This is a genomic window from Collimonas sp. OK242 (genome assembly GCF_900107095.1).
Classification (GTDB): domain Bacteria; phylum Pseudomonadota; class Gammaproteobacteria; order Burkholderiales; family Burkholderiaceae_D; genus Collimonas.
Genome location: NZ_FNOR01000024.1, coordinates 19772 through 45493 on the forward strand (window position 1 = coordinate 19772; position 25722 = coordinate 45493).

Consider the following 25722-nt stretch of genomic DNA (forward strand, 5'->3'; position numbering starts at 1 on the left):
AAACAAGACATTCGCATGTCTTTTATTTTTGCTTGCGATAAAACACCCCTCACACTACTTGTTCAGACAGGCTTGGCAGCGGCGTACCAGCTGAGTACTTGTTCGACCGCCTGGTCGGCAGTCATTGCAGAAGTATCCAGCAAATACGCCCCTTCCGCGGCCTTTAACGGTGCCGAGCTGCGGTTGCTATCGCGCGCATCACGCTCCGTCAAATCCTTTGAGAGGTCTTCCATATTAGCAGAAAAACCCTTGTCAATCAATTGCTTATGGCGTCGCAGGGCCCTGGCTTGAACGCTGGCGGTCAAAAACACCTTCAAGCCGGCATGCGGGAAAATCACCGTGCCCATGTCGCGGCCGTCGGCGACCAGCCCGGGATGTTGCCGAAAACTCAATTGCAGGCCAAACAAGGCTTGCCTGACGGTTGGTATTGCCGCAATTTTCGAGGCGAGATTGCCGACTGCTTCCGCCCGGATATCATTCGACACATCTTCGTTCGCCAGGAAAATGTGGGCGCCGTTGAAATGACAATGCAGATGCTCGGCGGCCTTGGCCAAGGCGTGCTCATCGTCCAGCGGTATGGCGCGCCGCATCACGGACAAGGCGGTCAGCCGGTACAAGGCGCCGGAATCGAGGTAATGGAAACCCAGGTGCTGTGCAACTTTTTGCGCCACCGTGCCTTTGCCGGACGCCGTTGGGCCATCGATCGTGATGACAGGGATGTGGGGACTGGGCATAGGGATACTCGATGGTTATTCGAAGCTTATTCGAAGGTTATTGTTAATTATTAACTATTGATGAAATTATTGCCGGTATGAAATGCGGCGATCACTCGGACAAAGGTGCAAAAATTGCCTGCAGATCGTCTTGCGTCAATCCGACATTCTGGCTTTCACCCTCGGGAGAAAGCATTGCCTGTGCCAGATCGGCTTTCTTCTGCTGCAGCAACTGAATGCTTTCCTCTACCGTACCCTTGGCAATCAACTTGTAGACAAATACCGGCTTGTCCTGGCCGATGCGCCAGGCGCGGTCGGTGGCCTGGCTTTCCGCAGCCGGATTCCACCACGGATCGTAGTGAATCACGGTATCCGCCGCGGTCAGGTTGAGGCCGACGCCGCCCGCCTTCAGGCTGATCAGGAATACCGGCACCTCGCCGTCCTGAAAGCGGCGCACCGCCTCTGCCCGGTCCAGCGTGGCGCCGGTCAGCAAAGCATAAGCGATATCGCGCTGCTGCAGTTCGGCGGCGATCAGCGCCAGCATACTGGTAAATTGCGAAAACACCAGAATGCGCCTATCTTCCTGGCGCAGCTCGTCCAGCATGTCCATCAATTCCAGCAGCTTGGCTGACGGCACGTCAGCTTGCGCCGCCTCGGCTTGCTGCGATTCAGTCTTGAGCAAACGCGGATCGCAGCAAGCCTGGCGTAATTTCAGCAAGGCCTCAAGGATCACGATATGGCTGCGCGCTACGCCTTTCTTGGCGACTTCTTCGCGCACTTTCTTATCCATCACCAGACGCACGTTTTCATACAGATCGCGTTGCGCCCCGCTCAGTGTCACGGAACGCAGCATCTCGGTTTTCGGCGGCAGCTCCTTGGCGACCTTGTCTTTGGTACGGCGCAGCAGGAAGGGCTTGATGCGGCGGCTTAACAACGCGCGCCGGGCAGCGTCGCCCTGCTTCTCGATCGGCTGCCGGAAATCCCGGTTAAAGGATTTTTCATCTCCCAGCAAACCCGGCAGCAGGAAATGAAACTGCGCCCAAAGCTCGCCCAAATGATTTTCCACCGGTGTCCCGGTAAGACAAAGACGATGCCGGGTATTGAGCAACGCCACGCTTTGCGCCACCTTGGAGCGCGGATTCTTGATGTAGTGCGCTTCGTCCAGGATCAGCAAATGGAAGGCATGTTCGCGCCAGCGCTCTTCATCCCGTGGCAGCAAGGCATAGGTGGTCAAGACCAGGTCGAACTCGCCGATCTGTTCGAATTGTTCCAGCCGCTGTTTTCCTTGCAAGACCAGCACCCGCAAATCCGGCGTAAAGCGTGCAGCCTCCTGTTGCCAGTTGTCCATCAGGCTGGTGGGCGCAATCACCAGGGCCGGTGCGCTCAGGCGTCCGCTTTGCTTCTCAATCAGGATATGCGCCAGGGTCTGCACGGTTTTGCCCAAACCCATGTCATCGGCCAGGATGCCGGCCAGATCGTATTCACGCAGGAACTGCATCCACGCCAATCCTTCCAGCTGATAATCGCGCAATGTCGCTTGCAGCCCGGATGGCGCGGCAATCTTCTGGATGCCGCCGAAGGTACTGAGTTTCTGTCCCATGCTGCGCAGGCGATCGCCGCCGACCCAGCGCAACTTGGCGCCGGCATCCAGTTCCGCCAGGCGCGCCGCATCGAGCGCAGATAAACGTATCGGAGCGTCCGGCTTTTCCGCGAAATACAGCTCGCCCAAGGTGTTCAGGATCGGCTTGATCCGGCCCCAAGGCATGGCGACATGGACGCCATCCGGCAAGCGCACCAGCAATTCATCCTGGTCGTCACGCTGGGCCAGCGTGCGCGGATCGAAATCCTGCGGCGCCTGGCGAATCAAATTGACCAGCAACGGCAGCAGCGGCACGCGCTGGTGGTTGACCACGATGCCCAGTTCAAGCTCAAACGGGGTGTTGGCGGCCAGGTTGCCGGCCGCGTCGGCTGCTTCGTCAACTTCGGCGTACCAGTCTTCGACCGCAGCGACATCAAAGCGGTATTCGGCACGTTTGTCGATCAGCCAGCCCTGCGCTGCAAGTCTTGGCAAACCCTCTTTTGCAAAGCGTATCCAGGACGACTGGTCCGGCTGCATGAACATGCCCGGCATCATCGCCAGCGGATGTTGCGTACCTTGCAGGGGCTGCATGCCAAGCGCAGTCAGCGTCTGTCCGAAGGCGGCTTCGGCATCCTGGTCGCGCACGATCTGCTCGATACCTGCGGACGTGTTGCGGCTTAGCGTTGGCGTGAATCGGGTGGCGGCGATTTCACCGTCATAACGAAAATGCAGTTCAGCAAAATCCTGCATCAGCGGATTGCTGACGCTGGGCAAACTTCCCAGCACCAGTAACGGCTGCGGCGCAATATCCTTGCGGATCGTCTGCGGCACTTGCGGCGGGAACGGAATCACATCGTTCAAACCTTGCGTCAGCAATTGCTGAGCGACGGCCAGGCGATCTTTAGGGTCGAGCAAAGGTGCTTGTATCACCAGATCGTTGAGCGCCTTGCTGGAAATCCTGGCGTTGCGATGCGGCAGCAACAGCTCTCCGCACGACAGATTATCGATATACCAGGGCGGCTCGGTCGGCAGCAGGTAATCGACGTTTTTCCGCAAATGTCCGGACGCGATCTGGGACCCCGGCTCGGACTCTGCCTCTGCCTCGAATTGCCAGCCGAGCTGCCACTTGTCGCGCGCGGCGTCGCGGCTATCGTCCACTGCTTCATACCAGGCCAAGCTGGCGCAACGCGTAGCGGCAAGCTGCAAAGGATAAGCGGTGCCTTTGGCCAGATCGGCCAGGGAATTGGCCCATAACAAGCGCTGCTGCTGCAGCAACGAATGCAGCAATTGCGCACCGAGCTTGCCGCTCAGTTCGCAAGCCGCGTGTTGCGCATGGTTGCCGTCATTCTGGGCGACAAACAAACCGATCAAATCACGATCTTCCGGACTCAGGAATACGGCAGGATCGGATAGCAGGCGCGGCACGTCGGTCACTGGCTGCGTTGATGAAAACTGGCCGTTCGGGCGCTGCTGCGCCTTGCATAAATGCAGCACGGCTTTCTTGCCGTTATAAGCGGCGGTCAGGACAAAAACCACTTGATGCGTGGCGACCTTCTGGCGTAATCCGGATGGCTGCGCCGGCGCCGATCCGAGCGCGGCGATTTCACTTTCCACCCGTGCCAGCCAGGCTTCCATCGGACGCGCAAGCGGTGCATGCGCGTTGGCTTTAGACTCAAGCACAGGTCTTGCCGGCGCCGCCGGCTGAATTTGCGCTTGCAGCAGCGACGGCTTGCCGGCAGGGATCGTCAGTTGATCTGCGGATGAGCGCTGCAGATATTCAATCAGGGCTGCCGCCACGTGCTTGCAATTGGATCCGACCGGGCAGGAGCAGACGCTGTCGATGTCCGGCGTATCGCGAAACACAGATAGCGTGATTTCCTGTTGATAGATGTTGCTGCCGCTGCCCTGCACCGTGGCGTTGAGGACGTCGCCGTCCTGCTCCACCGCAAGCACACGCCGCTGGCGTACGTATTCCTGACCGCGGTCATAGGTTGCCTGGTGCAACACGTCGCGCACATCGGCAAGTGTCAAATTCATGCGCGGCCGCTACCTTACAATAAAGTCTGCTCGGCGATTTGCGCGAACACGGTGAAATAATCGGGGAAAGTCTTGGCGACGCATTGCGGGTCATTGATGCGCACGGTGGTGCCGCGCAACGCTGCACCATCCAGCGAGGCCAGCGAAAAACACATCGCCATGCGATGATCGTCGTAGGTATCGATAGTCGCCGCCTGCAGTTGCGAGGGCGGTGTCACCCGCAGGTAATCGCTGCCCTCTTCAATCGTCGCACCGAGTTTGCGCAACTCGGTCGCCATCGCGCTGAGGCGGTCGGTTTCCTTGACGCGCCAGCTGGCGATATTGCGCAAGGTGCTGGGACCGTCGGCATATAACGCAGCCACTGCAATCGTCATCGCGGCGTCAGGGATGTGGTTGAAATCGGCATCGATGGCTTTTAACACGCCGCTCGACGATGCTTCAATCCAGTTGTCGCCCATGGTGATGGTGGCGCCCATCTGTTGCAAAGCTTCGACAAAACGGACATCGCCCTGGATGCTGTTGTTGCCGACACCCTCAACCCGCAACGGTCCGCCGGCAATCGCGCCGGCTGCCAGGAAATAAGATGCGGAAGAGGCATCGCCTTCAACGTGGATGACCTTCGGGCTTTGATACTGCTGGCCGGCCGCAATGGTAAACGACTGCCAGCCGTCGCGCTCCACGGTCACGCCGAAACGCTGCATCAGGTTTAGCGTGATTTCAATGTAGGGCTTGGAAATCAGCTCGCCGCTCACCTCTATCGTCACCGCTTCATGCTTCGCCATCAACGGCGCCGCCATCAGCAGGGCGGTCAGGAACTGGCTGGAAACATTACCGCGTACCTGCATGCGCCGGCTATGCAACTGGCCGCGCTGGATATGCAATGGCGGATAGCCGGCAACACCAGTGTAGGCGATCCGCGTGCCGACCGCATTCAGGGCGTCGACCAGGTCGCCGATCGGCCGCTCGTGCATGCGCGCCACGCCGTGCAGGGTGTAGTCGCCGCCCATCGCAGCCAGGGCCGCGGTCAGCGGGCGAATCGCGGTGCCGGCGTTGCCCATGAACAGATCGGCCTGGTGCACCGGGAAACTGCCATTGCTGCCGTGCACGGTATAAGTCTGCGTGCCTTCCGCCTGTTCCCAGACCACGCCCAATTGCTTGAGCGCCATCAGCATGACCAGCGTATCGTCTGATGCCAGCAAATCAAGAATGCGGGTGGTGCCACCGGCCAGCGCCGCCAGCAGCAAAGTGCGATTCGAAATGCTTTTGGAACCGGGCAGTTTGACCGTACCCTGCACTCGCGCCACTGGGTGCAGATCTATGTATTCAGGATAGTGTTGCTTGCGTTGCGTAGTCATTACTCTCTACCTTCCTTGTTCTGTTGTTCCGCCGCCTCGATGGCGCTGATCCAATTGTGCCTGGCTTGTTGTGCGTTGCTGTAGATGGCTTCCAGTGCGGGGCCGTCGCCGGCCGCCAGCAAACCGCGCAAGCGCGTCAATTGCAGCAGGTAAGCATCCAGCTCGCTCAGCAAGGCGCTCTGGTTTGCCAATGAAATATCACGCCACATTTCCGGCGATGAACCAGCGATACGCGTGAAATCGCGAAAACCGCTGGCGGCGTATTGAAACAGCGAAGCCGCGTGCGGCTTGTTGGCGATATCGTCCACCAGCGCATACGCCAGCACATGCGGCAAATGGCTGACTGCGGCAAAAATCGCGTCATGCTGCTGTGCCGACAAGCGATGTATCAGCGCTCCGCACTGTTGCCAGGCAGCCGCGACCCGGGCGACATCTTGCTCGGCATTTTCCGGCAGTGGCGTCAACACCACTTTCTTGCCGACATACAGCTCGGCCAGTGCTGCCTCGGGACCATTCTGCTCGCGGCCGGCAATCGGATGGCCCGGTACAAACTGGGCGATCTTGTCGCCCAGCGCCACGCGTGCAGCCGACACCACATCGGATTTGGTGCTGCCGGCGTCGGTCACGATAGTGCCTGCCTGCAGATGCGGCTGGATGCTGGCCAGGATCGCACCGGTCTGCGCTACCGGCGCCGCGATCAGGATCAGGTCGGCCCCGGTGACGGCCTCGGCCACCGAGGTGGCGATGACGTCGATAACGCCCAGTTCCTGTGCGCGCTGCAAGGTTGTGAGATGACGGCCGACGCCGACCAGCTGCTCCACTACCCCGGCCTTTTTCAAGGCCAGGGCAAAAGAACCGCCTATCAGTCCCGCACCAAATATTGCGATTTTCTTGAACACGAGTGATGCTTTAATAAAAATTAGTCGAAGCCAAACGGAGCTAAACGAAGCTAAAATTAGCGCCGGCGTCAGCCCAGCAGCTTTTTCAGTGCATCGATGAAAGCCGCATTTTCATTCGGCAAACCGATGGTGACGCGCAGCCATTGCGGCAAGCCATAGTTGGCGACCGGGCGCACGATGATGCCCTGTTTCAGCAATGCCAGATTGACGCGCGCGCCGGCAGCCTCATCCTCGCCGACTTTGACCATGACGAAATTACCGAACGAAGGCACATATTCCAAGCCCAGCGCATCGAAAGTCTGCGTCAGCTGCTTATATCCGTCGCGATTCAGTTCTGCGCTACGCTGCAGGAAAGCGGTATCGTTCAAGGCCGCCACCGCTGCGGCCTGCGCCAGCGAGTTGACGTTAAACGGCTGGCGGATCCGGTTCAGCAAATCGGTGATCGCCGGCTGCGCGATGCCGAAGCCGATGCGCAGGCCGGCCAGGCCGTAGGCCTTCGACATGGTGCGCGAAACCAGCAAGTTGGGATATTTACGCACCCAGGCGATCGATTCGTATTGCAGCTCCGGCGGCAGGTATTCATTGTAAGCCTCGTCCAGCACCACCACGATGTGCGCCGGCACCCGGGCCAGGAAAGCCTCGAGCTCGGCGGCCGGGACGAAACTGCCGGTAGGATTATTCGGATTGGCGATGAAGATCAGCTTGGTGTCGTCGGTGATGGCGGCTGCCATCGCTTCCAGGTCATGGCCGTAATCCTTGGCCTTGACCACGATGGCGCGCGCGCCGACCGCCTGAGTGGCCAGCGCATACACCACAAAAGAATATTCCGCATACATGGCGGCCTGGCCCGCTTGCACGAAAGCGTGGGTGGCCAGTTCAAGAATATCGTTGCTGCCGTTGCCAAGCGTGATCCACTCTGCCGGCACATCATATTTGGCAGTGATGGCTGCTTTTAAATCGAAGCCGTTGGCATCCGGATAACGGCCGATATCGGCGACCGCCTTTTCCATTGCCAGCCGGGCCGATTCCGGCATCCCCAGCGGATTTTCGTTGGACGCCAGCTTGATGATATTGGCTTCGTCCAGACCGAACTCGCGCGCGACTTCGGCAATCGGCTTGCCGCCCTGATACGGGGCGATAGCGCGCACATATTCTGGACCAAATTTAATTGACATTGTCTGCTTTCAAAACAAAATATTAAGTTAAATGTTTGCTTAAAAACTACGAGGATACGACCCCAGCAGCTTGTAGAACGCGGCGTTTTGCTGCAGTTCCGCCAGCGCCTTGGCTACCTTGTCGTCCTCTGCATGGCCTTCGACGTCGACATAGAAATAGTATTCCCATGCGCCCATGCGCGCCGGCCGCGACTCGAAACGCGTCATGGAAACGCCATGCTTGGCGAGCGGCGCCAGCAACTTGTACACAGCGCCGGCCTTGTTCGCCACCGACAGCACCAGCGAAGTCTGGTCCTTGCCGCTGGCGCCGTTTTTCAGGCGGCCGACCACAGCAAAGCGCGTGCGATTGTGCGGGTCATCCTGGATATGGGCGCTGACAATTTCCAAGCCGTATTTTTGCGCAGCGATCTCGCCGGCAATCCCTGCCACCGCAGCATTTTCACTGGCCATGCGCGCCGCTTCGGCATTGGAAGCAACCGCCTGCCGTTCGATATTCGGGTAATGCTGGTTGAGCCAGGCGTTGCATTGCGCCAGCGCTTGCGAGTGCGCGCAAATGCGGGTGACGGCATTCATGCTGCCGTCTTTGCTCATCAGGCTGTGATGTACCGGGATCGACACCTCGCCGCTGATGCTGAGCGTGGTCTGCAACAACAGATCGAGGGTGCGATTGATCACGCCTTCGGAGGAATTTTCGATAGGCACCACGCCGAAATCCGCGGTGCCGGCTTCCGCCGCGCGAAATACTTCGTCAATCGATACGCAAGCCAAACCCTCCACCGCGTGACCGAACTGCTGGTACACCGCCTGTTCGCTAAAGGTGCCGGCCGGGCCCAGATAGGCTACCGTGACGCGCTTTTCGAGAGCGCGGCAAGCCGACATCACTTCGCGGAAAATGGTTTGCACGTCGCTGCCTTGCAGCGGGCCGGGATTGCGCTCAGCCACCTTTTGCAAGACTTGCGCCTCGCGCTCAGGACGGAACACCGGCGCATTGGTCTCGGCCTTGACGTGGCCGACCTCTTGCGCGATTTGCGCACGCCGATTCAGCAAAGCCAGGATTTCTGCGTCAATCGCATCGATCTGCTGACGCAGGGGGAGGAGTTTATCTTCGCTCATGTTTTACAGTATTTCTATCTCTGGTTCTATTCTGGTTCTATTACCGGGCCAAGCAGATCATCGCCAACCGCAGCTGTCCCGGCCAATGCCGGACCTGGTTAGCCGCGCTGCTTTTCGAATTCTTTCATGTACGCCACCAAGGCTTGCACGCCGGCCAAAGGCATCGCGTTGTAGATCGACGCGCGCATGCCGCCGACCGACTTATGCCCCTTCAATTGCAACAAGCCGTTTTCTTGGGCGCCGCTCAAGAAAGCCTGGTTCAGCGTTTCATCTGCAAGGAAGAAAGGCACGTTCATGCGCGAGCGGCTATTGCTGGCGATTTTGGTCCGGTAGAAATCGGTGGAATCCAGATAGTCATACAGCAGCGCCGCCTTGACGATATTGCGCTGCTCCATCGCGGCGACGCCGCCCTGCTTCTTGAGCCATTGGAACACCAGGCCGGCGATATAAATCGCATAGGTCGGCGGCGTGTTGTACATGGAATCGTTGTCGGACACGATTTTCCAGTTGAACGCGGAAGGGCAAGCCGGCAACGCATGGCCGAGCAAATCTTCGCGCACCAGCACCAAGGTCAATCCGGCCGGGCCGATATTCTTTTGCGCACCACCGTAGATCACGCCGTATCTGGAAACATCCACCACGCGCGACAGGATGTGCGAAGACATGTCGGCAACCAGCGGCGCGTTATTGGTTTCAGCTGCGATATCGGGCGTGAATTGATATTCAACGCCGTCAATGGTCTCATTGGTGCAGATATGGACGTAGGCCGGATCTTTGGACAACTGCCAGCTGTCGCGCTCAGGAATTTGCGCGAAATGAATGTCCTCGGAAGAGGCGGCAACGTTGACGTTGCCGTAGCGCCGCGCTTCTTTCAGCGATTTGGTCGACCAGGAACCGGTATTGATGTAGTCGCTGGTGGCCGGCTGGGATCGACCGTCGCGGCCCAGCAGGTTAAGCGGAATAATCGCGTTCTCGGCAATCGCGCCGCCTTGCATGAACAGCAGTTTGTAATTGGCCGGAACCGCAAACAACTCGCGGAAATCGTGCTGCGCCGCTGCCAGAATCGACATGAATTCTTTGCCGCGATGACTCATTTCCATCACGGACATGCCACTGCCTTCCCAGTCCAGCATTTCGGCGGCAGCTTGCTGCAGCACCTCTTTCGGCAATACCGCGGGACCAGCAGAAAAATTATAGATAGGCATGATGAATGTCGTCAGATAAAGAACCAGAACAGAGAGTGACTACGAACCAACAGATGGCGTTACTGTGTTTTTACAACCTTACTTGCATAAAACCATGCGCGACTCAGCTTACGGGCTGAGCCGCGCTACTTCTTTACTCTGCCGCCGGGTCGGCATCGCTGCCGGCATCAGCGCCAGGCCCAGCTTCAGCAGCCTCAACAGCTTCGACCTCGGCATCAGACTCGACCACGCGCTGCAAACCGCTCAGCTTGTTGCCGTCTTCCACCGCGATCAGCGTCACGCCCTGGGTCGCGCGGCCCATCTCACGGATCTCTGCAACGCGGGTACGAATCAGGATGCCGCCGGTGGTGATCAGGATGATTTCGTCGCTAGGCTCAACCAAGGTAGCGGCGACTACCTTGCCGTTACGTTCGCTGGTCTGGATCGCGATCATGCCTTTGGTGCCACGGCCATGGCGGGTGTATTCGGTGATCGGGGTACGTTTGCCGAAGCCGTTTTCGGTTGCCGTCAATACCGATTGCTGTTCGTTTTCCGCGACCAGCAAGGCGATGACCTGCTGGCCTTCCTCCAGATTCATGCCGCGCACGCCGCGTGCCGTACGGCCCATCGGACGCACATCGTTTTCATCAAAGCGTACTGCCTTGCCGGAATCCGAGAACAGCATCACGTCATGCTGGCCGTCGGTCAGTGCGGCGCCGATCAGGAAATCGCCTTCATCCAGATCGACCGCAATGATGCCGGCCTTGCGTGGATTGCTGAAGTCCGACAATGGCGTCTTCTTGACGGTGCCAAGGCTGGTCGACATGAAGACATAGCGGTCTTCAGGGAAGCTGCGGTTATCGCCGGACAATGGCAACACCACGGTAATCTTCTCGCCATCCTGCAGCGGGAACATGTTGACGATAGGCTTGCCGCGCGAGTTGCGCGAACCTTGCGGCACTTCCCAGATTTTCAGCCAGTACAAACGGCCGCGATTGCTGAAGCACAAAATGTAATCGTGGGTATTGCCGACGAACAGCTGGTCGATCCAGTCGTCGTCCTTGGTGGCCATCGCTTGCTTGCCGCGGCCGCCGCGCTTTTGTGCGCGGTATTCCGAGACCGGTTGCGATTTCATGTAACCGGTATGCGACAAGGTCACCACCATGTCTTGCGGCGTGATCAGATCTTCGGTGCCGAGATCGGTAGGATTCAATTCGATCTGCGAACGACGCTCATCCTTGTTGCCGATGCCGTATTCGTTTTTGGCCGCGGTCATTTCATCGGTGATGATAACGGTGACGCGTTCCGGCTTGGCCAGGATGTCCAGCAAGTCGGCGATCTGCGCCATCACGTCTTTGTATTCGTTGACGATCTTGTCTTGCTCCAGACCGGTCAGGCGTTGCAGGCGCATTTGCAGGATTTCCTGCGCCTGGTCGTCCGACAGACGGTACATGCCGTCAACTTGGATACCGTAATGCTTAGGCAGATTCTCTGGACGGAAGGACTCGATGCCGCCGATGTTTTCGTCGCCGGTACGGGCCAGCATTTCACGTACCATGGAAGAATCCCAGGCACGCGCCATCAGCTCGGATTTCGCTACCGGCGGGGTCGGCGCGGCTTTGATGAGAGCGATGAAGTCATCGATATTGGCCAGCGCCACCGCCAGGCCTTCCAGCACGTGGCCGCGTTCGCGCGCCTTGCGCAATTCGAACACGGTACGGCGCGTGACGACTTCGCGGCGGTGCGACAGGAAGCATTCCAGCATCTGCTTCAGGTTCAGCAGTTTCGGCTGACCGTCCACCAGCGCCACCATGTTCATGCCGAAGGTGTCTTGCAGCTGCGTTTGCTTGTACAGATTGTTCAGCACCACTTCGGCTACTTCGCCGCGCTTGAGCTCGATCACCACGCGCATGCCGGATTTGTCCGACTCGTCGCGCAGATCGGAAATGCCTTCCAGCTTCTTGTCGCGCACCAGTTCGGCGATACGCTCCAGCAATGCCTTCTTGTTTACCTGGTACGGCAACTCATCGATGATGATCGCGGTGCGGCCTTCACGGCCGAATTCTTCGAAGTGGGTCTTGGCCCGCATCACCACGCGGCCGCGGCCGGTGCGATAACCATCGCGCACGCCGGATACGCCGTAGATGATGCCGGCGGTCGGGAAATCCGGAGCCGGGATGATTTCGATCAGCTCGTCGATCGTGCAATCGGCGTTGCGCAATACGTGCAAGGCGCCGTCGATCACTTCGGTCAGATTGTGCGGCGGGATATTGGTCGCCATACCGACCGCGATCCCGGACGAACCGTTGATCAGCAGGTTCGGAATGCGCGTCGGCAACACCGACGGTTCTTTTTCCTTGCCGTCGTAGTTCGGCACGAAATCGACGGTTTCCTTGTCCAGGTCGGCCAGCAATTCACCTGCGATCTTGTCCAGGCGGCACTCGGTGTAACGCATCGCTGCCGCGCCGTCGCCGTCGATCGAACCAAAGTTGCCCTGGCCGTCAACCAGCATGTAGCGCAGGGAAAACGGCTGCGCCATGCGCACCAGCGTGTCATAGATCGAGGCGTCGCCATGCGGGTGATACTTACCCATGGTCTCACCGACCACGCGCGCGCACTTCACGAACGGGCGATTCCAGACGTTGTTCATTTCATGCATCGCGAACAAGACCCGACGATGCACCGGCTTGAGGCCGTCACGCACATCCGGCAGCGCACGGCCGACGATTACGCTCATCGCGTAATCGAGATAGCTCTTGCGCATTTCTTCTTCGAGGGAAATTGGGATTGTTTCTTTAGCGAATTGATCCATTTAGCGAGTCGGCCAATCTTTACTTGGGTTGATCAATATAGAACCAGCGTTCGCAAGCGGTCTGCCAACTGGTGGCGAAACACGATTTGAAACGAAGGTATAACCGCGTGATTTTAGCACGCGAGAGAGGCTATTCTGGCTTTTCAGGCAAGGCGGTCCAGGCCGAAAACCTGCCGGCCCGGAAAAATATGTTTAAATGCCGCCTTGCCCGACTATCCGGCGATCTTAAAAACAATCTCGCCGCCGCCATTTCTCTCAGGAAACAATTTATGCGTTCTTCATTTGCGCTCTGCCTATTGCTAGGTTCGGCCCTCGGCACTGCGTCCAATCCCGGCTTCGCCCAAGCCACCGTGGTTCAGGCGCCCACTGAAAAAAGTGCTTATTTACAAGATGGACGCGGCCCTATCGTTCGCAGCCAGGATGGCATGTGCTGGCGCTCCGGTTATTGGGAGCCGGACGACGCAGTTGCCGGCTGCGACGGCGCCTTGGTAGCGCCGGTAATGAAGGCCAGCGCACCGGCACTGGTTGCCAATCCGATGATTGCCAGCAATGAAGTCGCCCCGGCAACTGTGAGTGCGCAATGCAACATCAACGTGACGCTGGCGAGCGACCAGAATTTCAGCTTCGGGAAGGCAACATTAACTAATGCGGCCAAGCAACGCATTGATCAGCAGCTGATTGCCAAACTGACACGCTGCGCCAGCGCCGACCTCATAGTAGTCACCGGCCATACCGATCGTCTTGGAACTGCAGAATACAACCAGAAACTGTCAGTGCAACGCGCCGCCAATGTTGCCAATTATCTAAAAAGCAAAGGCATCGCAAATAAAATAGAAATCGTCGGCGCCGGCGCATCCGATCCAGCATTGAACTGCAGCAACAATTTGAGTCGCAAAAAGCTGCTTAGTTGCCTGAGCCCTAACCGCAGAGTCGTAGTAAAAGTACAAGCCAATTAAAATAAAATGGATAGTTTTCTTGCACCGATGTAAGATGTTGCCCGTGGTACTGTTTTCATAATGCCATGTTGTATGAAAACAACGAAGCAGGCGAAACGTGGGCTGGATCATTTGGCATCCTTCGCTAGCGCTTGAAGCCTGTGGCAGAATGGTGGTCAAGTTCATTGCGTGTGGTCAAACCTACACGTAACGGCCTGAACCACGTGGTACTATCCAATTTTTGATGTCGTATATTAGTTGCGCAGTTAATCTGCGGATATCTCAACCGAGAGGAGAAACATGAATAAATTAGCAAAACTCGTCTTCGCTGCGTCCGCAGTCGTCGCACTCTCTGCCTCCGCGCAGGAAATCAAGGATATCCAGGCAAACACTCCTAACAGTGCTTATGTGCAAGATGCACGCGGTACTATCGCACGTGACCCGTACGGTCTGTGCTGGCACACCGGCTACTGGACACCAGCTGATTCGGTTCCAGGTTGCGACGGCGAAATCGCTCAAGCTGCACCTGCTCCAGCTGCACCAGCTCCTGCACCAGTTGCTCCTGCACCAGCGCCGGTTTCGCAAAAGGTTACTTTTGCTGCTGACGCATTCTTTGACTTCGACAAAGCTGTCCTGAAGCCAGAAGGCAAAGCCAAGCTGGATGATCTGACATCGAAACTGGGCGCAATCAACCTGGAAGTCATCATCGCTGTTGGCCATACTGACTCCGTCGGTTCAGTTGCTTACAACCAAAAATTGTCGGTTCGCCGCGCTGAAGCTGTTAAGGCATACCTGGTACACAAGGGTGTCGAAGCTAACCGCGTCTACACTGAAGGTAAAGGCAAGTCGCAACCGGTCGCTGATAACAAGACCGCTGCTGGCCGCGCTAAAAACCGTCGCGTTGAAATCGAAGTTGTTGGTACAAACAAGTAATCGACTCAAGCTTGATCAGAACCCCGCCCTGGCGGGGTTTTTTTTCGCATAAAACATCAGCCGCAGTTGATTTGGAAACTTTCGGCGATGGCTTTTAATCAGACAACAAACCGCAAAACCGTACTTTCCAGCTATGATTCAACCTATGAACGCAGACCCGTCAGAACTCAAGAAATTCAGCGACCTGGCTCACCGGTGGTGGGACCCTGAATCCGAATTTCGCCCTCTGCATGAAATCAATCCCTTGCGCCTGGAGTGGATCAACTCACGCGCACCGCTTGCCGGCAAGAATGTGCTGGATATCGGCTGCGGCGGCGGCATCCTGGCTGAATCGATGGCAAGGAAAGGCGCTATCGTTAGCGGCATCGACTTGTCCGACAAAGCCTTGAAGGTTGCCGATCTGCATAGCCTGGAGTCCGGCATCGAAGTCCGTTACGAGAAAATCGCCGCCGAAGAAATGGCCGGCCGCGAAGCCGGGCAATTCGACGTCGTGACCTGCATGGAGATGCTGGAGCACGTACCCGATCCGGCATCCATCGTGCGCGCCTGCGCCACATTGGTGAAACCTGGCGGCCAAGTGTTTTTCTCGACCCTGAACCGCAACCTGAAAGCCTATCTGCAGGCGGTCCTGGCAGCTGAATACCTATTGCGCATGCTGCCCAAAGGCACGCATGACTACGACAAGTTCATCACGCCGGCGGAACTGGCGCAATTCGCCCGCAACGCCGGGCTGACGGTCGATGTGATGCGCGGCATGAGCTATAACCCGCTCACACTGCTCTACTCGCTCAACCAGGATACCAGCGTCAACTATCTGATGGCTTGCACCCGGCCCGGCTAGGCGCCTTGCTTTGGCAGGCGCCGCACTGCCTGCCCACCTGCTTGCCGGCCTGCTTGTTAGCCGATTATTCGTATTTTAGGAATTACCATGCCCTTGCCAATGCCGCGCGCCATTCTGTTCGATCTTGACGGTACGCTCGCCGACACTGCCCCAGACCTGGCGGCGGCGCTTAACCGGCTGCGCAACGATCGCGGTTTGAGCAGCACTCCCTACGAACAACTGCGGCCACACACGTCAGCCGGTGCACGCGGCATGATAGGCGCCGCCTTCGGCCTGCAGCCGGGCGATCCCGACTATGAGGAATTACGGATCGGCTTCCTCGCTCACTACGCCGCCGCGCTGGCAGTCGACAGCACCCTGTTCGACGGCATACCGGCGCTACTCGACGATCTGCGCCAGCGCAATCTCGGCTGGGGAGTGGTGACCAACAAGGCTGCCAAATTTACCGATCCCCTGGTTGCACAGATCGGCCTGGCGGATGCCGACTGCGTCATTTCCGGCGATACCACGGCCCATTCGAAACCCCATCCGGAGCCGCTGCTGGAAGCTGCACGACGCCTCAATTTACAGCCGCAGGAATGCTGGTATGTCGGCGACGATCTGCGCGATATTCAAGCCGGCCGCGCGGCCGGCATGGCTACCGTCGCCGTGGCCTGGGGCTATTGCGGCGAGAGCGCGCCGCACACATGGGAAGCAGACGCCCTGATCGAGACGCCACTTCAATTGCTGGCACTGCTGCCGCGGCACTGATTTCCAGGTACGGAATCAGCGCATACGCTTGTGCATGATTGAACATTGATCGATTGAGCGGCAGCCTGCCGCCGGCCGGTTCGAAGAATTGAATACATTAACGGGCAAGACTGTCTGGCGGTATATTGTGGACATCCTTGCCCAAAGGAATAAAAATGGCAAACCTCCCACGTCCTTCCTGGCTGCCGCGCGCCATGCGCTGGACCGGCATCACCGTTATCGTCTTGCTGGTATTGGCACTGATCAGCTGGCTGGCGGTGCCGCCGGTCGCCAAACACCTGGTCGAACAACAAATCGAAGCCCAGATCGGCCGCAAGGCAACGGTCGGCAAGATCACCTTCAATCCTTTCACCCTGACGCTGACGGCATCCGATTTCACGCTCTATGAGCAGGACAAAACCACCGCGGCGTTCTCGGCAAAAACACTGCTGGTCAACGCCTCGTCGGCCTCGCTGTTCCGACTGGCGCCGGTGCTGAACGAAGCCAGGCTGGTCAATCCCAATCTGCATATCGTGCGCACCAGCGCCGACGGCATCGGCCGCTACAATTTCTCCGACGTCATCGATCGCATTCTGGCGATGCCGAAGAGCGACAAGCCTGCCCTGTTTTCAGTCTCCAACATCCAGCTCGAAAACGGCAGCATCAAGTTCGATGACAAGGTGACCAACAAACTGGTGACTATAGAAGCACTCAACATCGGCCTGCCTTATGTGTCGAACTTCCCCAGCAAGGTCGACACCTTCGTGCTGCCGCATGTCTCGGCCAAGGTCAACGGCACGCCGTTCGATTTGAAAGGACGTAGCAAACCATTCGCCGGCAGCATGGAAACCGCGCTGGCGATCGATATCGAACAGCTCGATGTCGCCAGCTTCGTGGCGTTTTCTCCGGTAGCGCTGCCGCTGGCCATCCAGAGCACCAAACTATCGACCAAGCTCGACCTGACGTTCTTGCGCAGCAAGGACAAACCTGAAGTATTGCTATCGGGAGCGATCAAACTGGCCGACGTCGCATTGGCTGACAAGGACGCAGCGCCGCTGCTCAAGGCACAGGCGATCGACATCCAGATGAATAAGCTCAACGTCCTCACCGGCAGCGCCGCACTCGATCAGATCGAGATCCGGCAACCGGAAGTCTGGGTCAACCTGAACGCCAATGGCAGCCTGAACTGGGCTGCCCTGAGCACGCCAGCCGCCAAACAGGAAATTGTGAAGGATGCCCCCCAAAAGAAAGCAGGCCCATCGCCGCAAATGACCCTGGCCAAGCTCGCTATTCACGACGGTACGGTCAATTGGCTGGATGCAGCCAATGCGTCGCCAGCGTTGAACCTGCAGGTCAAGAACGTGGCGCTGAATGCGACCCAGCTATCGCTGGCAGCCGATGCAAAACCTGCTACCGTGACGCTCTCCAGCGGCACTGAAGGTGAACAGCATATCCAGTTCATCGGCCAGATCACTCCCGCCAAAGGCATGGTCGCCGGCAAGGCCAGCATCAACGCCTTATCCCTCGCGCAGTACCAGCCCTATGTCAATCGCTCCCTGGCAGCAGTGCTATCCGGTCAGTTGTCACTCAACACCTTGCTGGCGGTGGATGGCAGCCGCGTCCGCTTGCATCAACTGGGTATCGATGTCGACGATCTCAAAGTGACAGCAAAAACGAGCGCAGGCGGCAGCATCGGCGCCAAGAAGATCAAGCTGGAAAACGCCAGCGTAGATACCGAAACGCACACTTTCAATGCCGATGCATTGCGTCTCGCAGGCATACAGGGCGACGTGCGCAGGGACGCCCAGGGCAAACTCAATCTGCAACAATTCGTCGCCAACACCGGTGGCGCGAACAAGGCGGCCGCCAACGCATCCGCCAAAAAAGCCGGACCGGACTGGGTCGCCACCCTGAACCAGTTTGCCGTCAGCGACAGTAGCCTTGCTTATCAGGACGATGCGGTAAAACCGGCGGTCAAGTTGCGCGCCGACGGCCTCAACCTGACCGCCGAAAATATCTCCAGCAAACTGGACAAGCCGATCAAGGTCGCCCTTCATACGCAGCTCAATACAACCGGAAAATTATCGGTCGACGGCAGCGTCGCAGCGCAAATGAAATCCGTCGCGCTCGATCTCGACGCGCAAAATCTGCCGGTCGCCGCGCTACAGCCCTATTTCACCGATTATCTGAATGTGGCCCTGACTTCGGGCCTGGCCAGCAGCAAAGGCAAGTTATTGCTGACACTGCCCGGCGGCCGCCAGGAACTCGCCACCAGTTATAACGGCAACCTGCGGCTGGCGAATTTCCGGGTGCTCGATAAAGAAAATTCAGCGGATTTCCTGAAATGGAAACTGCTCGACGTCAGCGGCATCGACGTCAATATCGGCGGCGCCCAGCAACAGCACGTGACCTTGGCAAAAATCGCGCTCAACGATTTCTATGCGCGCATCATCTTGTCCGACACGGCCAAGCTCAACTTGCAAGATATCGTGGTGTCGAAGAACGCGCCGGCAGGCGCACCGGCACCTTCGCTGACTTCGGCCGAAGCAGGCAAGCCGGTGCCGCAAAAGACCACAAAAACCACTGCTGAAGGCAGCACCACGGTGGCGCCGATCGCGCCTGCCGCACCCAAGGCCAATGCGCCGGTGATCAAAGTCGGCCAGATCGTCATCAAAGGCGGCAACATCAACTACACCGATAACTTCGTCAAGCCGAACTACACCGCCAACATGACTGGCATGAACGGCACAGTCGGCGCGATCGCCTCCGACAAGCCGCAGCCGGCGCCTATCGACTTGAACGGCAAGATCGATAACGATGCGCCGGTCGCCATTTCCGGCTCCCTGAATCCCCTGTTCAAGCCGATGTTCCTCGACATCAAGGCCAGCGCCAACGGTGTCGAACTGCCACGTTTGACGCCGTATGCCGCCAAGTACGCCGGCTACGCCATCGAAAAGGGTAAGTTGTCGATGGATGTCAGCTACCGCATCGAAAACGATAAGCTGGTAGCGCAAAACAGTGTGCGTATCGACCAGTTAACATTCGGTGACAAGATCGACAGTCCAACTGCAACCAAGCTGCCGGTGCTGCTGGCGGTAGCGTTGCTGAAAGACCGTAACGGCCAGATCAATATCAACCTGCCGATTTCCGGCACCTTGTCGGATCCGGAATTTTCGATAGGCGGCATCATCGTCCGCATTTTCGTCAATCTGATCGTCAAAGCCGTCACCTCGCCCTTCGCATTGATCAGCTCTGCCTTCGGCGGCAGCGGCGGCGACGAACTCGGCTACGCTGAGTTCGCCCCTGGCTCGGCCACTCTCACCGCGGCCACGCAAAGCAAGCTGGATACCATCGCCAAGGCCCTGACCGACCGCCCGGCGCTGAAGCTGGACCTGATCGGCCGGGTTGACCCGAAAACCGATACCGACGGCGTCCGTCAGCAAGTTCTTAACCGCAAACTGAAAGCACTGAAGCTCAAGGATTCGGTCGACCAAAGCGACAATGCCGAATCGGACGATGTGACCCTGAGCGATGCCGACAAAGAAAAATACATGGGCAAAGTGTACAGCTCCTTAAAATTCGACAAGCCCCGTAACGTCATCGGCCTGGCGAAATCGCTGCCGACCGCGGACATGGAAAAACTGATCGTCGCCAATACCCCGGTGACCCAGGACGCCTTGAGCGCGCTGGCAACCCGGCGCGCCGAGGCGGTCCGCAAATATCTGGAAACCAAGGGCCAGATCCCGCTCGAACGGATTTTCCTGATAGCGCCTAAATTGACTGCCGATGACATCAAAGACAAGGGCCAGCCGAATCGGGTCGACTTTGCGCTGAAATAAGGGTTAAGGAGGGTTAAAGCCCTGGTTTCAATACAGGCAAGGTCCTGACACGAAGACCCCAAGTACGCTACAATGGAGGTCTGCTTGGGGGCGACCTGGTTTCGACGTGGGTTACAAAGCAGCGCAGGGCATACCGAGGACCGACTACCTCGTAAATACAATCGGAATAGATCTAACTGCAAACGATAACTCGTACGCACTAGCCGCTTAATAACCGGTTAGCTCTACACCATCTCGTCCCTGGGGTGGGCTGGTAAAACAGCGGTAGAGTCATTTACAGGGAATCGCCTTTAGTCGGGTTACTTGGCTAAAAGTTAAATTTAGGTGACTCGCCTGAACGAAGCGTGTGCGTCCGCGTCGGCTGGGTTAAATCAAATGACAGCACTAAGTATGTAGAACTGTCTGTAGAGGACTTGCGGACGCGGGTTCGATTCCCGCCGCCTCCACCACCAATAACAAAGGTCATCCTTCAGGATGGCCTTTTTTTATTGGAATTCGAAGTAATGGAATGAAATGCAAAAACGACGGTGACCGCAAGCTACCCACTGCGATATGACGATTCAAATTCACGGATTCATATCTACCGCCGGTTTCGACTCAGTTCCAGGAAGGTAATCAAGCGCTGCAAGCTTGCCTCCTTGGCTTTCGGCAAAGTCAAAAAGCGGCAACCGAAGTGATAAATCGGATCGTTGAAGGTTTGGCTGTTGTGAACGAAGGTGATTCTCAGCTCTGATTGCATCGCGCCGAGATCACGATAATCAAATGTAGCGTCTGTCAACGCCATCCCGATTGCCAGTTCGCCTGTGCTGGCATCGGTGGAGCGCAGCCGGATACCGGTCAGAGACAGATCGACAATATCGAAGCTTATGCGCCGCTTGTCGGGCAAGGTGGCGGTGCAGATGTACGGGTTGGCGATGGGGGTTTCGACACGAAAATGTTCGCGTCGCTGTATGCGGTACAGATTTTTGGGAAGCTGTGATTTGAACGCCGGCAAACCGTCATGCAGGTGCGGCTGCGGCCGGCCGCAAACGAATTGGATATGGACGCCCGATTGCATGCCGGAAAACAGGTTTTCGTCGGATTCCTGCAAACGCAGGTTTTCTGCTTCGCTGGCGCCGTAATCGTAAAGGAAGGTCCCAGCGCGTTCGTCTACCGCCAGGATACGGGTGACGATACGCTCGCCATACCTCCCAAACGCGACATTCAGGAAATCCATTTGGCGCACGAATTTGCGTAGCACGTTCGCGATCTCTTTCGGATTCGAGATCCGGAAATCCTCAAGCGCGGCCAACGATGCGGTCAGCGTTGAAGGCCGGTACGTCTCTACCCCTACGCCTGATCCCGCTTCTACCCCTGTTTCTGATACCCGATTGGTTGTTGTCATTTTATTTCCAATATCTATCAAAATCCCATCCCGGCGTAAGGATGCCGCAGATTGTGAAATTTGTTGTAAATATTTGCAAATTTGAGACAGTTTTTTAGAGATTATCCGGCTGTTTCAGCATGCCATAGCTGAAAATCCTGCGCATCGCCACTTCAGCAAGGTCGGCGCGCATACGCTGGCCGCATGCTTTCGCAGTTGCGTGGTTGGCATAATTCAGCGGCACGACGAACTCCTCCCCGCCGCACCACATCGCCGATGCGCCCTGGCGAAAAACTGAGGTGTGCGATCGCCGGCCTCGTGTCCGCGGCTGTCGTTGATCTGCTTAAAATGGTCGAGGTCCAACACCAGCGCAGCGAGCGGCTGGTCATAGCGCACGCTGTTTTCCAGTTCGACGTGGGATTGCCCAAGGCTACACAAGGACCGCTCCCGCTTCACGAAGCATAACGAAACGGGCTGCGGCGTCAAGACTGATCTCAGATCCCTTCTATGCGTTGCATTTGAGTTTATCCGTTCATCGGCGATCACGGATATCACCTTGTATCTCTACAGTTTCTGCATAAATTCGCAAGAAAGAAACAGCGCGAAGCAATTCCCGATTATTCCGTATACAAACTTTCCACCCAGACATAAAATCCTGTGCCTGGCGTGCGTTGCCGTAGCGCCGCTCGCCGTTGAAAAATAGATATGGGTTCGTTCAATTAATTCTGGGAGTCGTCTTGTGAAGCGTTACACCGGTGTATTTGCATGTATTCTTGTCTACTCCATTGCCTTGGCTGGCACCCTGCTGCCGGCCCGCGAAAGCCGCGCCGATGCACTGGAAGATGTGCAAAATCGCCGCGCGATACGCATCGCCGTGCCTAAAGATACGCCGCCGTTCGGCTCAGCAAATCAATACAAGGCACTGGAAGGATTTGATGTATCGATCGCCAGGATGATCTCGCTGGAACTGGGCGTCAAGCTGGATATGGTGCCATTGGATAGCGGCGAGCGCATCCCTGCGCTATTGAACCGGCATGTCGATCTGGTCATCTCCAGCCTGGGTAAAAATGCGGAACGCCAAAAGCAGATCGATTTTTCACAGGCTTACGCGCCGTTCTATCTAGGCGTCTTCGGCGCCCCGAATCTCGACGTCAAGAATGCTGCGGGATTGGCTGGCAAGAGCATCGCAGTGCTCAAAGGCTCGATCGAGGACGGCGAGTTGAGCAAGATTGCACCGGCGTCGACCAATATCAAACGCTTCGCCACCGAACCGGAGGCCGTGAAATCGTATTTGCAAGGTGAATCCACATTGCTGGCCGCAGGTAATGTCCTGATTTCCGCCTTTAGCAAAGAGCAAGTGGAAGCAACCCAGCTGAAAATCGTGCTGAAGGACTCGCCCTGCTTTATCGGCGTTAACAAAAACGAACCTGCCTTGCTCGCTAAGGTCAACACCATGCTGAGCCGCATCAAGCAAAACGGCATGCTCAACGTCAATTCTCAGCGCTGGTTCAAAGTGCCGTTGCCGGAGAGCGTGTTGCATAGCGCTGTCGAGTAAGGCGGCGGGGCCGCGCTGGAACGAATTAAAAAGGGATTCCGCGGCAGGGATCCCTTTTTCGTTTGTCGGGTAAGCTCATTTATTAAGCGTCGTATTAAGCTTGTGTATGGTTGACACCGCAAATGTGGCTACCGTGAAACGCATCGCGCAATTTGTCGCGGCAGATGTGATAAATTCGGCCAACGATCTGGAAGATAAGCAGGAGAAAACATATGCCAAGCGCCCGCCTGAATGGCGAAATCATCACCGACTGGGATAGCTTTCATACCGAATGCGCGGAGGTATTCGGTTTCCCCGAGTTCTATGGCCGCAGCATGAATGCCTGGATCGATTGCCTCAGTTATTTGCGCGACGAAGACGGCATGAGCAAGTTCCGCTTGCAGGAAAACGAGGTGCTGAACATTGAGGTATTGCACAGCGAAAAACTGCGCCAGCAAGCCGCCGAGATCATCGAAGAATTGGAATTTTGCGTCGCTGCGATCAATGAACGCTACGAGGACTATGGCGAAAAGCCGGCGTTAACGCTGACGCTGCGGTGAAGTAGGGCTAGCGCGATGGGCGCAGATAATAAATGTCCCATTCCTCTTCTGCGAGAAATTCAAAGCCATTGCGCTGGTAGAAACGATTGGAGTCGCTCCCCCTCAGGGCGCCTACGCGCAGTGGCATTGACTGCTCATCTGCTTCCTTGAAGATTTGCGCGAGCACCGCTGCCCCAATCCCCTGCCCCTGACTGCCAGGACGAATATAGAGATGATCCAGCAGCAACTGGTCCTGGGCTGGTTTGACTACGACAAAACCGACTTTCAGCTCGTTCGCTATTACGTGCCGCGTATGTGGGACTGAAAAATTGGAACGGAACCGTTCTCTCGCCCGAACCGGATCAAAACGGCCGATGCGTTCAAGGCTCTCACGCATGGCGGCTATGCGCAATGCGACCAGTTCTTCGAAATCGCCTTCAACTGCCTGGACCAGCGTGATGAGTGATTGGTTCGATGCGGACATGTGCGCTTTCAGAATGTGCGTTTAATTGATCCGGCAATTTTATCTGAATCTCTGAATCCTGGATCGCCCCGCCCCTGAGCGCTGGCGCGCCGATGCATGCTGGAGTACGCTATATACGTCGCCATGTACCGCCTATGGCCGTTCACAGGTTACCGCTATGGAAAAGACTGCATTTGTATTCGCCGGCGGTGGAAGTCTTGGTGCAATTGAAGCTGGCATGTTGCGAGAACTGATCGCTTCAGGTGTACGCCCCGATTTCCTGGTCGGCGCCTCTGCCGGTGCGATCAATAGTGTGTTTTTCGCCTATCAGCCACATACGGCCGGCACGATGCGTCTGGAGTTTTTGTGGCGGGGAATCCGGCGCCGGCAGATCCTGCCTTGGTCGATTCTTTCGGTGCTTGGCGCCGCCCGCGGTACGCATCTGGTCAATCCGGCGAAGTTGCGCAGCCTTCTTTATGAACATTTCGGTAATCGTACGCTGGAAGATGCCGATCTTCCGGTTCATGTGGTCGCCACCGAGATGAAAACCGGCAATGAAATTGTTATTTCCACCGGGCCGGCGGTCGATGCGGTATTGGCAAGCACGGCTATTCCGGGCGTCTTTCCACCGGTCTCTGTAGACGGAAACATGCTGATCGATGGCGGTGTCGCCAACAATACGCCTATCTCTACCGCGATACGGCTTGGGGCAACACGCGTCATCGTGCTTGCCACCGGTTTCACCTGCGCCGAGCGACGGCAACCGAAAGGCGCGCTTGAGCACGCCATGAGCGCGCTCAATTTGCTGGTTGCACGTCAATTGGTATCTGATCTGGAACGTTGGGCATCACATGCTGCAATAGCTGTGGTTGCTCCGCTATGTCCGCTGGACGTCTCGCCGTACGACTATAGCCAGTGCGGCCTGCTGATAGACCGGGCGGCGGCGGAAACCCGTCGCTGGCTGGAGGCCGGCGGACTGGATAGCCACGATATTCCCGGGTCGCTCAGGCCGCATTCGCATTGATGGGAATTAATCAAAAGCTGGCGATGTAGTGGCCAGTAATACGATGCTGCCCAAACAAACCGAATCTCCAAAGCAAAAACCCTCTGAACGTTGGTTCAGAGGGTTTTTTAATAAAAGCCTGACGATGACCTACTTTCACACTGGTTGCAGCACTATCATCGGCGCAAAGTCGTTTCACGGTCCTGTTCGGGATGGGAAGGGGTGGTACCAACTCGCTATGGTCATCAGGCATAACTTGTAACCGTTGTTCGTTCTCCAGGTGGAGCAACGCGCAACGCAATCTAGAAGAAGTAGTTTTTTATACCGGACTCACTGTTGTTTTCACAGCAGAGCGAGTCCGGTTGGGTATGAATGTCCAAACGGTGATTTGATTCACCTTGGCAAACAAATAAGCTCATCATATAACCTGCTAAGGTTATAGGGACAAGCCTCACGGGCAATTAGTACTGGTTAGCTTAACGTATTACTACGCTTCCACACCCAGCCTATCAACGTCCTGGTCTCGAACGACCCTTTAGGGGAATCTAGTTCCCGGGAAATATCATCTCAAGGCAAGTTTCCCGCTTAGATGCTTTCAGCGGTTATCTCTTCCGAACTTAGCTACCCGGCAATGCCACTGGCGTGACAACCGGTACACCAGAGGTTCGTCCACTCC

General features: G+C 57.0%; 20 protein-coding genes, 2 rRNA genes and 1 other RNA gene. 9 read left to right on the plus strand and 14 right to left on the minus strand.

All coding sequences use genetic code 11. The features are described from left to right. Positions 1-62 precede the first annotated feature (62 nt). From cmk to gyrA, 8 genes are all read right to left on the minus strand, one after another. Positions 63-734 (minus strand): (d)CMP kinase, encoded by a 672-nt coding sequence (gene cmk, locus BLV81_RS21285; protein ID WP_092359919.1) that lies wholly within the window; start codon positions 732-734, stop codon positions 63-65. Between the two features lie 91 nt (positions 735-825). Next, entirely contained in the window at positions 826-4329 is a 3504-nt protein-coding gene (locus BLV81_RS21290) for a DEAD/DEAH box helicase (protein WP_092359920.1), read from the minus strand. A 14-nt stretch (positions 4330-4343) separates the two neighbouring features. Next, on the minus strand, positions 4344-5684 hold the full coding sequence (aroA, locus tag BLV81_RS21295; protein ID WP_092359921.1) for a 3-phosphoshikimate 1-carboxyvinyltransferase: 1341 nt from the start codon (positions 5682-5684) through the stop codon (positions 4344-4346). After that, complete coding sequence (locus BLV81_RS21300; protein ID WP_092359922.1) at positions 5684-6583, minus strand: prephenate dehydrogenase; 900 nt, start codon at positions 6581-6583, stop codon at positions 5684-5686. The genes aroA and BLV81_RS21300 overlap by 1 nt, the downstream gene beginning before the upstream one ends. Positions 6584-6651: 68 nt before the next feature. Beyond that, on the minus strand, positions 6652-7758 hold the full coding sequence (gene hisC / locus BLV81_RS21305) for a histidinol-phosphate transaminase (RefSeq protein WP_092359923.1): 1107 nt from the start codon (positions 7756-7758) through the stop codon (positions 6652-6654). Between the two features lie 39 nt (positions 7759-7797). Next, on the minus strand, positions 7798-8871 hold the full coding sequence (gene pheA, locus BLV81_RS21310) for a prephenate dehydratase (protein ID WP_092359924.1): 1074 nt from the start codon (positions 8869-8871) through the stop codon (positions 7798-7800). Positions 8872-8969: 98 nt separating this feature from the next. Next, the gene (serC, locus tag BLV81_RS21315; protein ID WP_092359925.1) at positions 8970-10076 is read right to left on the minus strand and encodes a 3-phosphoserine/phosphohydroxythreonine transaminase; all 1107 of its coding nucleotides are present in this window, start codon (positions 10074-10076) and stop codon (positions 8970-8972) included. A 133-nt stretch (positions 10077-10209) separates the two neighbouring features. Then, positions 10210-12867, minus strand: coding sequence for a DNA gyrase subunit A (gene gyrA / locus BLV81_RS21320; protein WP_092359926.1), 2658 nt, complete (start codon positions 12865-12867; stop codon positions 10210-10212). Between the two features lie 269 nt (positions 12868-13136). Here gyrA and BLV81_RS21325 point away from each other — a divergent pair, with 269 nt between their 5' ends. The 6 genes from BLV81_RS21325 (at position 13137) to ssrA (ending at position 20593) form a co-directional block, all read left to right on the plus strand. Further along, positions 13137-13823 carry an OmpA family protein gene (locus BLV81_RS21325; protein ID WP_176992926.1) on the plus strand — a complete coding sequence of 229 codons (687 nt, stop codon included), beginning with the start codon at positions 13137-13139 and terminating at the stop codon, positions 13821-13823. Positions 13824-14102: 279 nt separating this feature from the next. Next, a complete protein-coding gene (ompA, locus tag BLV81_RS21330) occupies positions 14103-14735 on the plus strand; it encodes an outer membrane protein OmpA (RefSeq protein ID WP_092359928.1) in 633 nt (210 codons plus the stop codon). A 145-nt stretch (positions 14736-14880) separates the two neighbouring features. Beyond that, the gene (gene ubiG, locus BLV81_RS21335) at positions 14881-15576 is read left to right on the plus strand and encodes a bifunctional 2-polyprenyl-6-hydroxyphenol methylase/3-demethylubiquinol 3-O-methyltransferase UbiG (protein ID WP_092359929.1); all 696 of its coding nucleotides are present in this window, start codon (positions 14881-14883) and stop codon (positions 15574-15576) included. A gap of 87 nt (positions 15577-15663) precedes the next feature. Beyond that, a complete protein-coding gene (locus tag BLV81_RS21340; protein ID WP_092359930.1) occupies positions 15664-16326 on the plus strand; it encodes an HAD family hydrolase in 663 nt (220 codons plus the stop codon). Positions 16327-16481: 155 nt separating this feature from the next. Continuing rightward, complete coding sequence (locus tag BLV81_RS21345; protein ID WP_092359931.1) at positions 16482-20144, plus strand: DUF748 domain-containing protein; 3663 nt, start codon at positions 16482-16484, stop codon at positions 20142-20144. Positions 20145-20230: 86 nt separating this feature from the next. After that, positions 20231-20593, plus strand: a transfer-messenger RNA (tmRNA) gene (ssrA, locus tag BLV81_RS21350). Positions 20594-20724: 131 nt separating this feature from the next. Here ssrA and BLV81_RS21355 read toward each other — a convergent pair. The 3 genes from BLV81_RS21355 to BLV81_RS24485 form a co-directional block, all read right to left on the minus strand. Beyond that, positions 20725-21528: a flagellar brake protein gene (locus tag BLV81_RS21355; RefSeq protein ID WP_092359932.1), complete on the minus strand. Its 804-nt coding sequence runs from the start codon at positions 21526-21528 to the stop codon at positions 20725-20727. Between the two features lie 94 nt (positions 21529-21622). Next, positions 21623-21751: a hypothetical protein gene (locus tag BLV81_RS24315; RefSeq protein WP_255365408.1), complete on the minus strand. Its 129-nt coding sequence runs from the start codon at positions 21749-21751 to the stop codon at positions 21623-21625. After that, positions 21742-22062, minus strand: a complete 321-nt coding sequence (locus tag BLV81_RS24485) for a diguanylate cyclase (RefSeq protein WP_092359933.1) — start codon at positions 22060-22062, stop codon at positions 21742-21744. The genes BLV81_RS24315 and BLV81_RS24485 overlap by 10 nt, the downstream gene beginning before the upstream one ends. Positions 22063-22246: 184 nt before the next feature. On the opposite strand from BLV81_RS24485, the gene BLV81_RS21365 reads away from it, so the two are divergent. Beyond that, the gene (locus tag BLV81_RS21365) at positions 22247-23062 is read left to right on the plus strand and encodes a transporter substrate-binding domain-containing protein (RefSeq protein ID WP_092359934.1); all 816 of its coding nucleotides are present in this window, start codon (positions 22247-22249) and stop codon (positions 23060-23062) included. A 212-nt stretch (positions 23063-23274) separates the two neighbouring features. Then, the gene (locus BLV81_RS21370) at positions 23275-23601 is read left to right on the plus strand and encodes a barstar family protein (protein ID WP_092359935.1); all 327 of its coding nucleotides are present in this window, start codon (positions 23275-23277) and stop codon (positions 23599-23601) included. Between the two features lie 7 nt (positions 23602-23608). On the opposite strand, the gene BLV81_RS21375 is transcribed toward BLV81_RS21370, so the two are convergent. Next, positions 23609-24064 carry a GNAT family N-acetyltransferase gene (locus BLV81_RS21375; RefSeq protein ID WP_092359936.1) on the minus strand — a complete coding sequence of 152 codons (456 nt, stop codon included), beginning with the start codon at positions 24062-24064 and terminating at the stop codon, positions 23609-23611. 157 nt (positions 24065-24221) lie between these two features. Between BLV81_RS21375 and BLV81_RS21380 the strand changes: the two genes are divergently transcribed. Then, on the plus strand, positions 24222-25067 hold the full coding sequence (locus tag BLV81_RS21380; protein ID WP_092359937.1) for a patatin-like phospholipase family protein: 846 nt from the start codon (positions 24222-24224) through the stop codon (positions 25065-25067). Positions 25068-25183: 116 nt separating this feature from the next. On the opposite strand, the gene rrf is transcribed toward BLV81_RS21380, so the two are convergent. Together rrf and BLV81_RS21390 are read right to left on the minus strand one after the other, a co-directional pair. Then, positions 25184-25296, minus strand: a 5S ribosomal RNA gene (gene rrf / locus BLV81_RS21385). A 190-nt stretch (positions 25297-25486) separates the two neighbouring features. Beyond that, positions 25487-25722, minus strand: a 23S ribosomal RNA gene (locus tag BLV81_RS21390); the annotation flags it as partial.

Coding starts and splice junctions, on each gene's coding strand:
- cmk (WP_092359919.1), bottom strand. CDS start 734: ATGCCCAGTCCCCACATCCCTGTCATCACGATCGATGGCCCAACGGCG.
- BLV81_RS21290 (WP_092359920.1), bottom strand. CDS start 4,329: ATGAATTTGACACTTGCCGATGTGCGCGACGTGTTGCACCAGGCAACC.
- aroA (WP_092359921.1), bottom strand. CDS start 5,684: ATGACTACGCAACGCAAGCAACACTATCCTGAATACATAGATCTGCAC.
- hisC (WP_092359923.1), bottom strand. CDS start 7,758: ATGTCAATTAAATTTGGTCCAGAATATGTGCGCGCTATCGCCCCGTAT.
- pheA (WP_092359924.1), bottom strand. CDS start 8,871: ATGAGCGAAGATAAACTCCTCCCCCTGCGTCAGCAGATCGATGCGATT.
- serC (WP_092359925.1), bottom strand. CDS start 10,076: ATGCCTATCTATAATTTTTCTGCTGGTCCCGCGGTATTGCCGAAAGAG.
- gyrA (WP_092359926.1), bottom strand. CDS start 12,867: ATGGATCAATTCGCTAAAGAAACAATCCCAATTTCCCTCGAAGAAGAA.
- BLV81_RS21325 (WP_176992926.1), top strand. CDS start 13,137: ATGCGTTCTTCATTTGCGCTCTGCCTATTGCTAGGTTCGGCCCTCGGC.
- ompA (WP_092359928.1), top strand. CDS start 14,103: ATGAATAAATTAGCAAAACTCGTCTTCGCTGCGTCCGCAGTCGTCGCA.
- ubiG (WP_092359929.1), top strand. CDS start 14,881: ATGAACGCAGACCCGTCAGAACTCAAGAAATTCAGCGACCTGGCTCAC.
- BLV81_RS21340 (WP_092359930.1), top strand. CDS start 15,664: ATGCCCTTGCCAATGCCGCGCGCCATTCTGTTCGATCTTGACGGTACG.
- BLV81_RS21345 (WP_092359931.1), top strand. CDS start 16,482: ATGGCAAACCTCCCACGTCCTTCCTGGCTGCCGCGCGCCATGCGCTGG.
- BLV81_RS21355 (WP_092359932.1), bottom strand. CDS start 21,528: ATGACAACAACCAATCGGGTATCAGAAACAGGGGTAGAAGCGGGATCA.
- BLV81_RS21370 (WP_092359935.1), top strand. CDS start 23,275: ATGCCAAGCGCCCGCCTGAATGGCGAAATCATCACCGACTGGGATAGC.
- BLV81_RS21375 (WP_092359936.1), bottom strand. CDS start 24,064: ATGTCCGCATCGAACCAATCACTCATCACGCTGGTCCAGGCAGTTGAA.
- BLV81_RS21380 (WP_092359937.1), top strand. CDS start 24,222: ATGGAAAAGACTGCATTTGTATTCGCCGGCGGTGGAAGTCTTGGTGCA.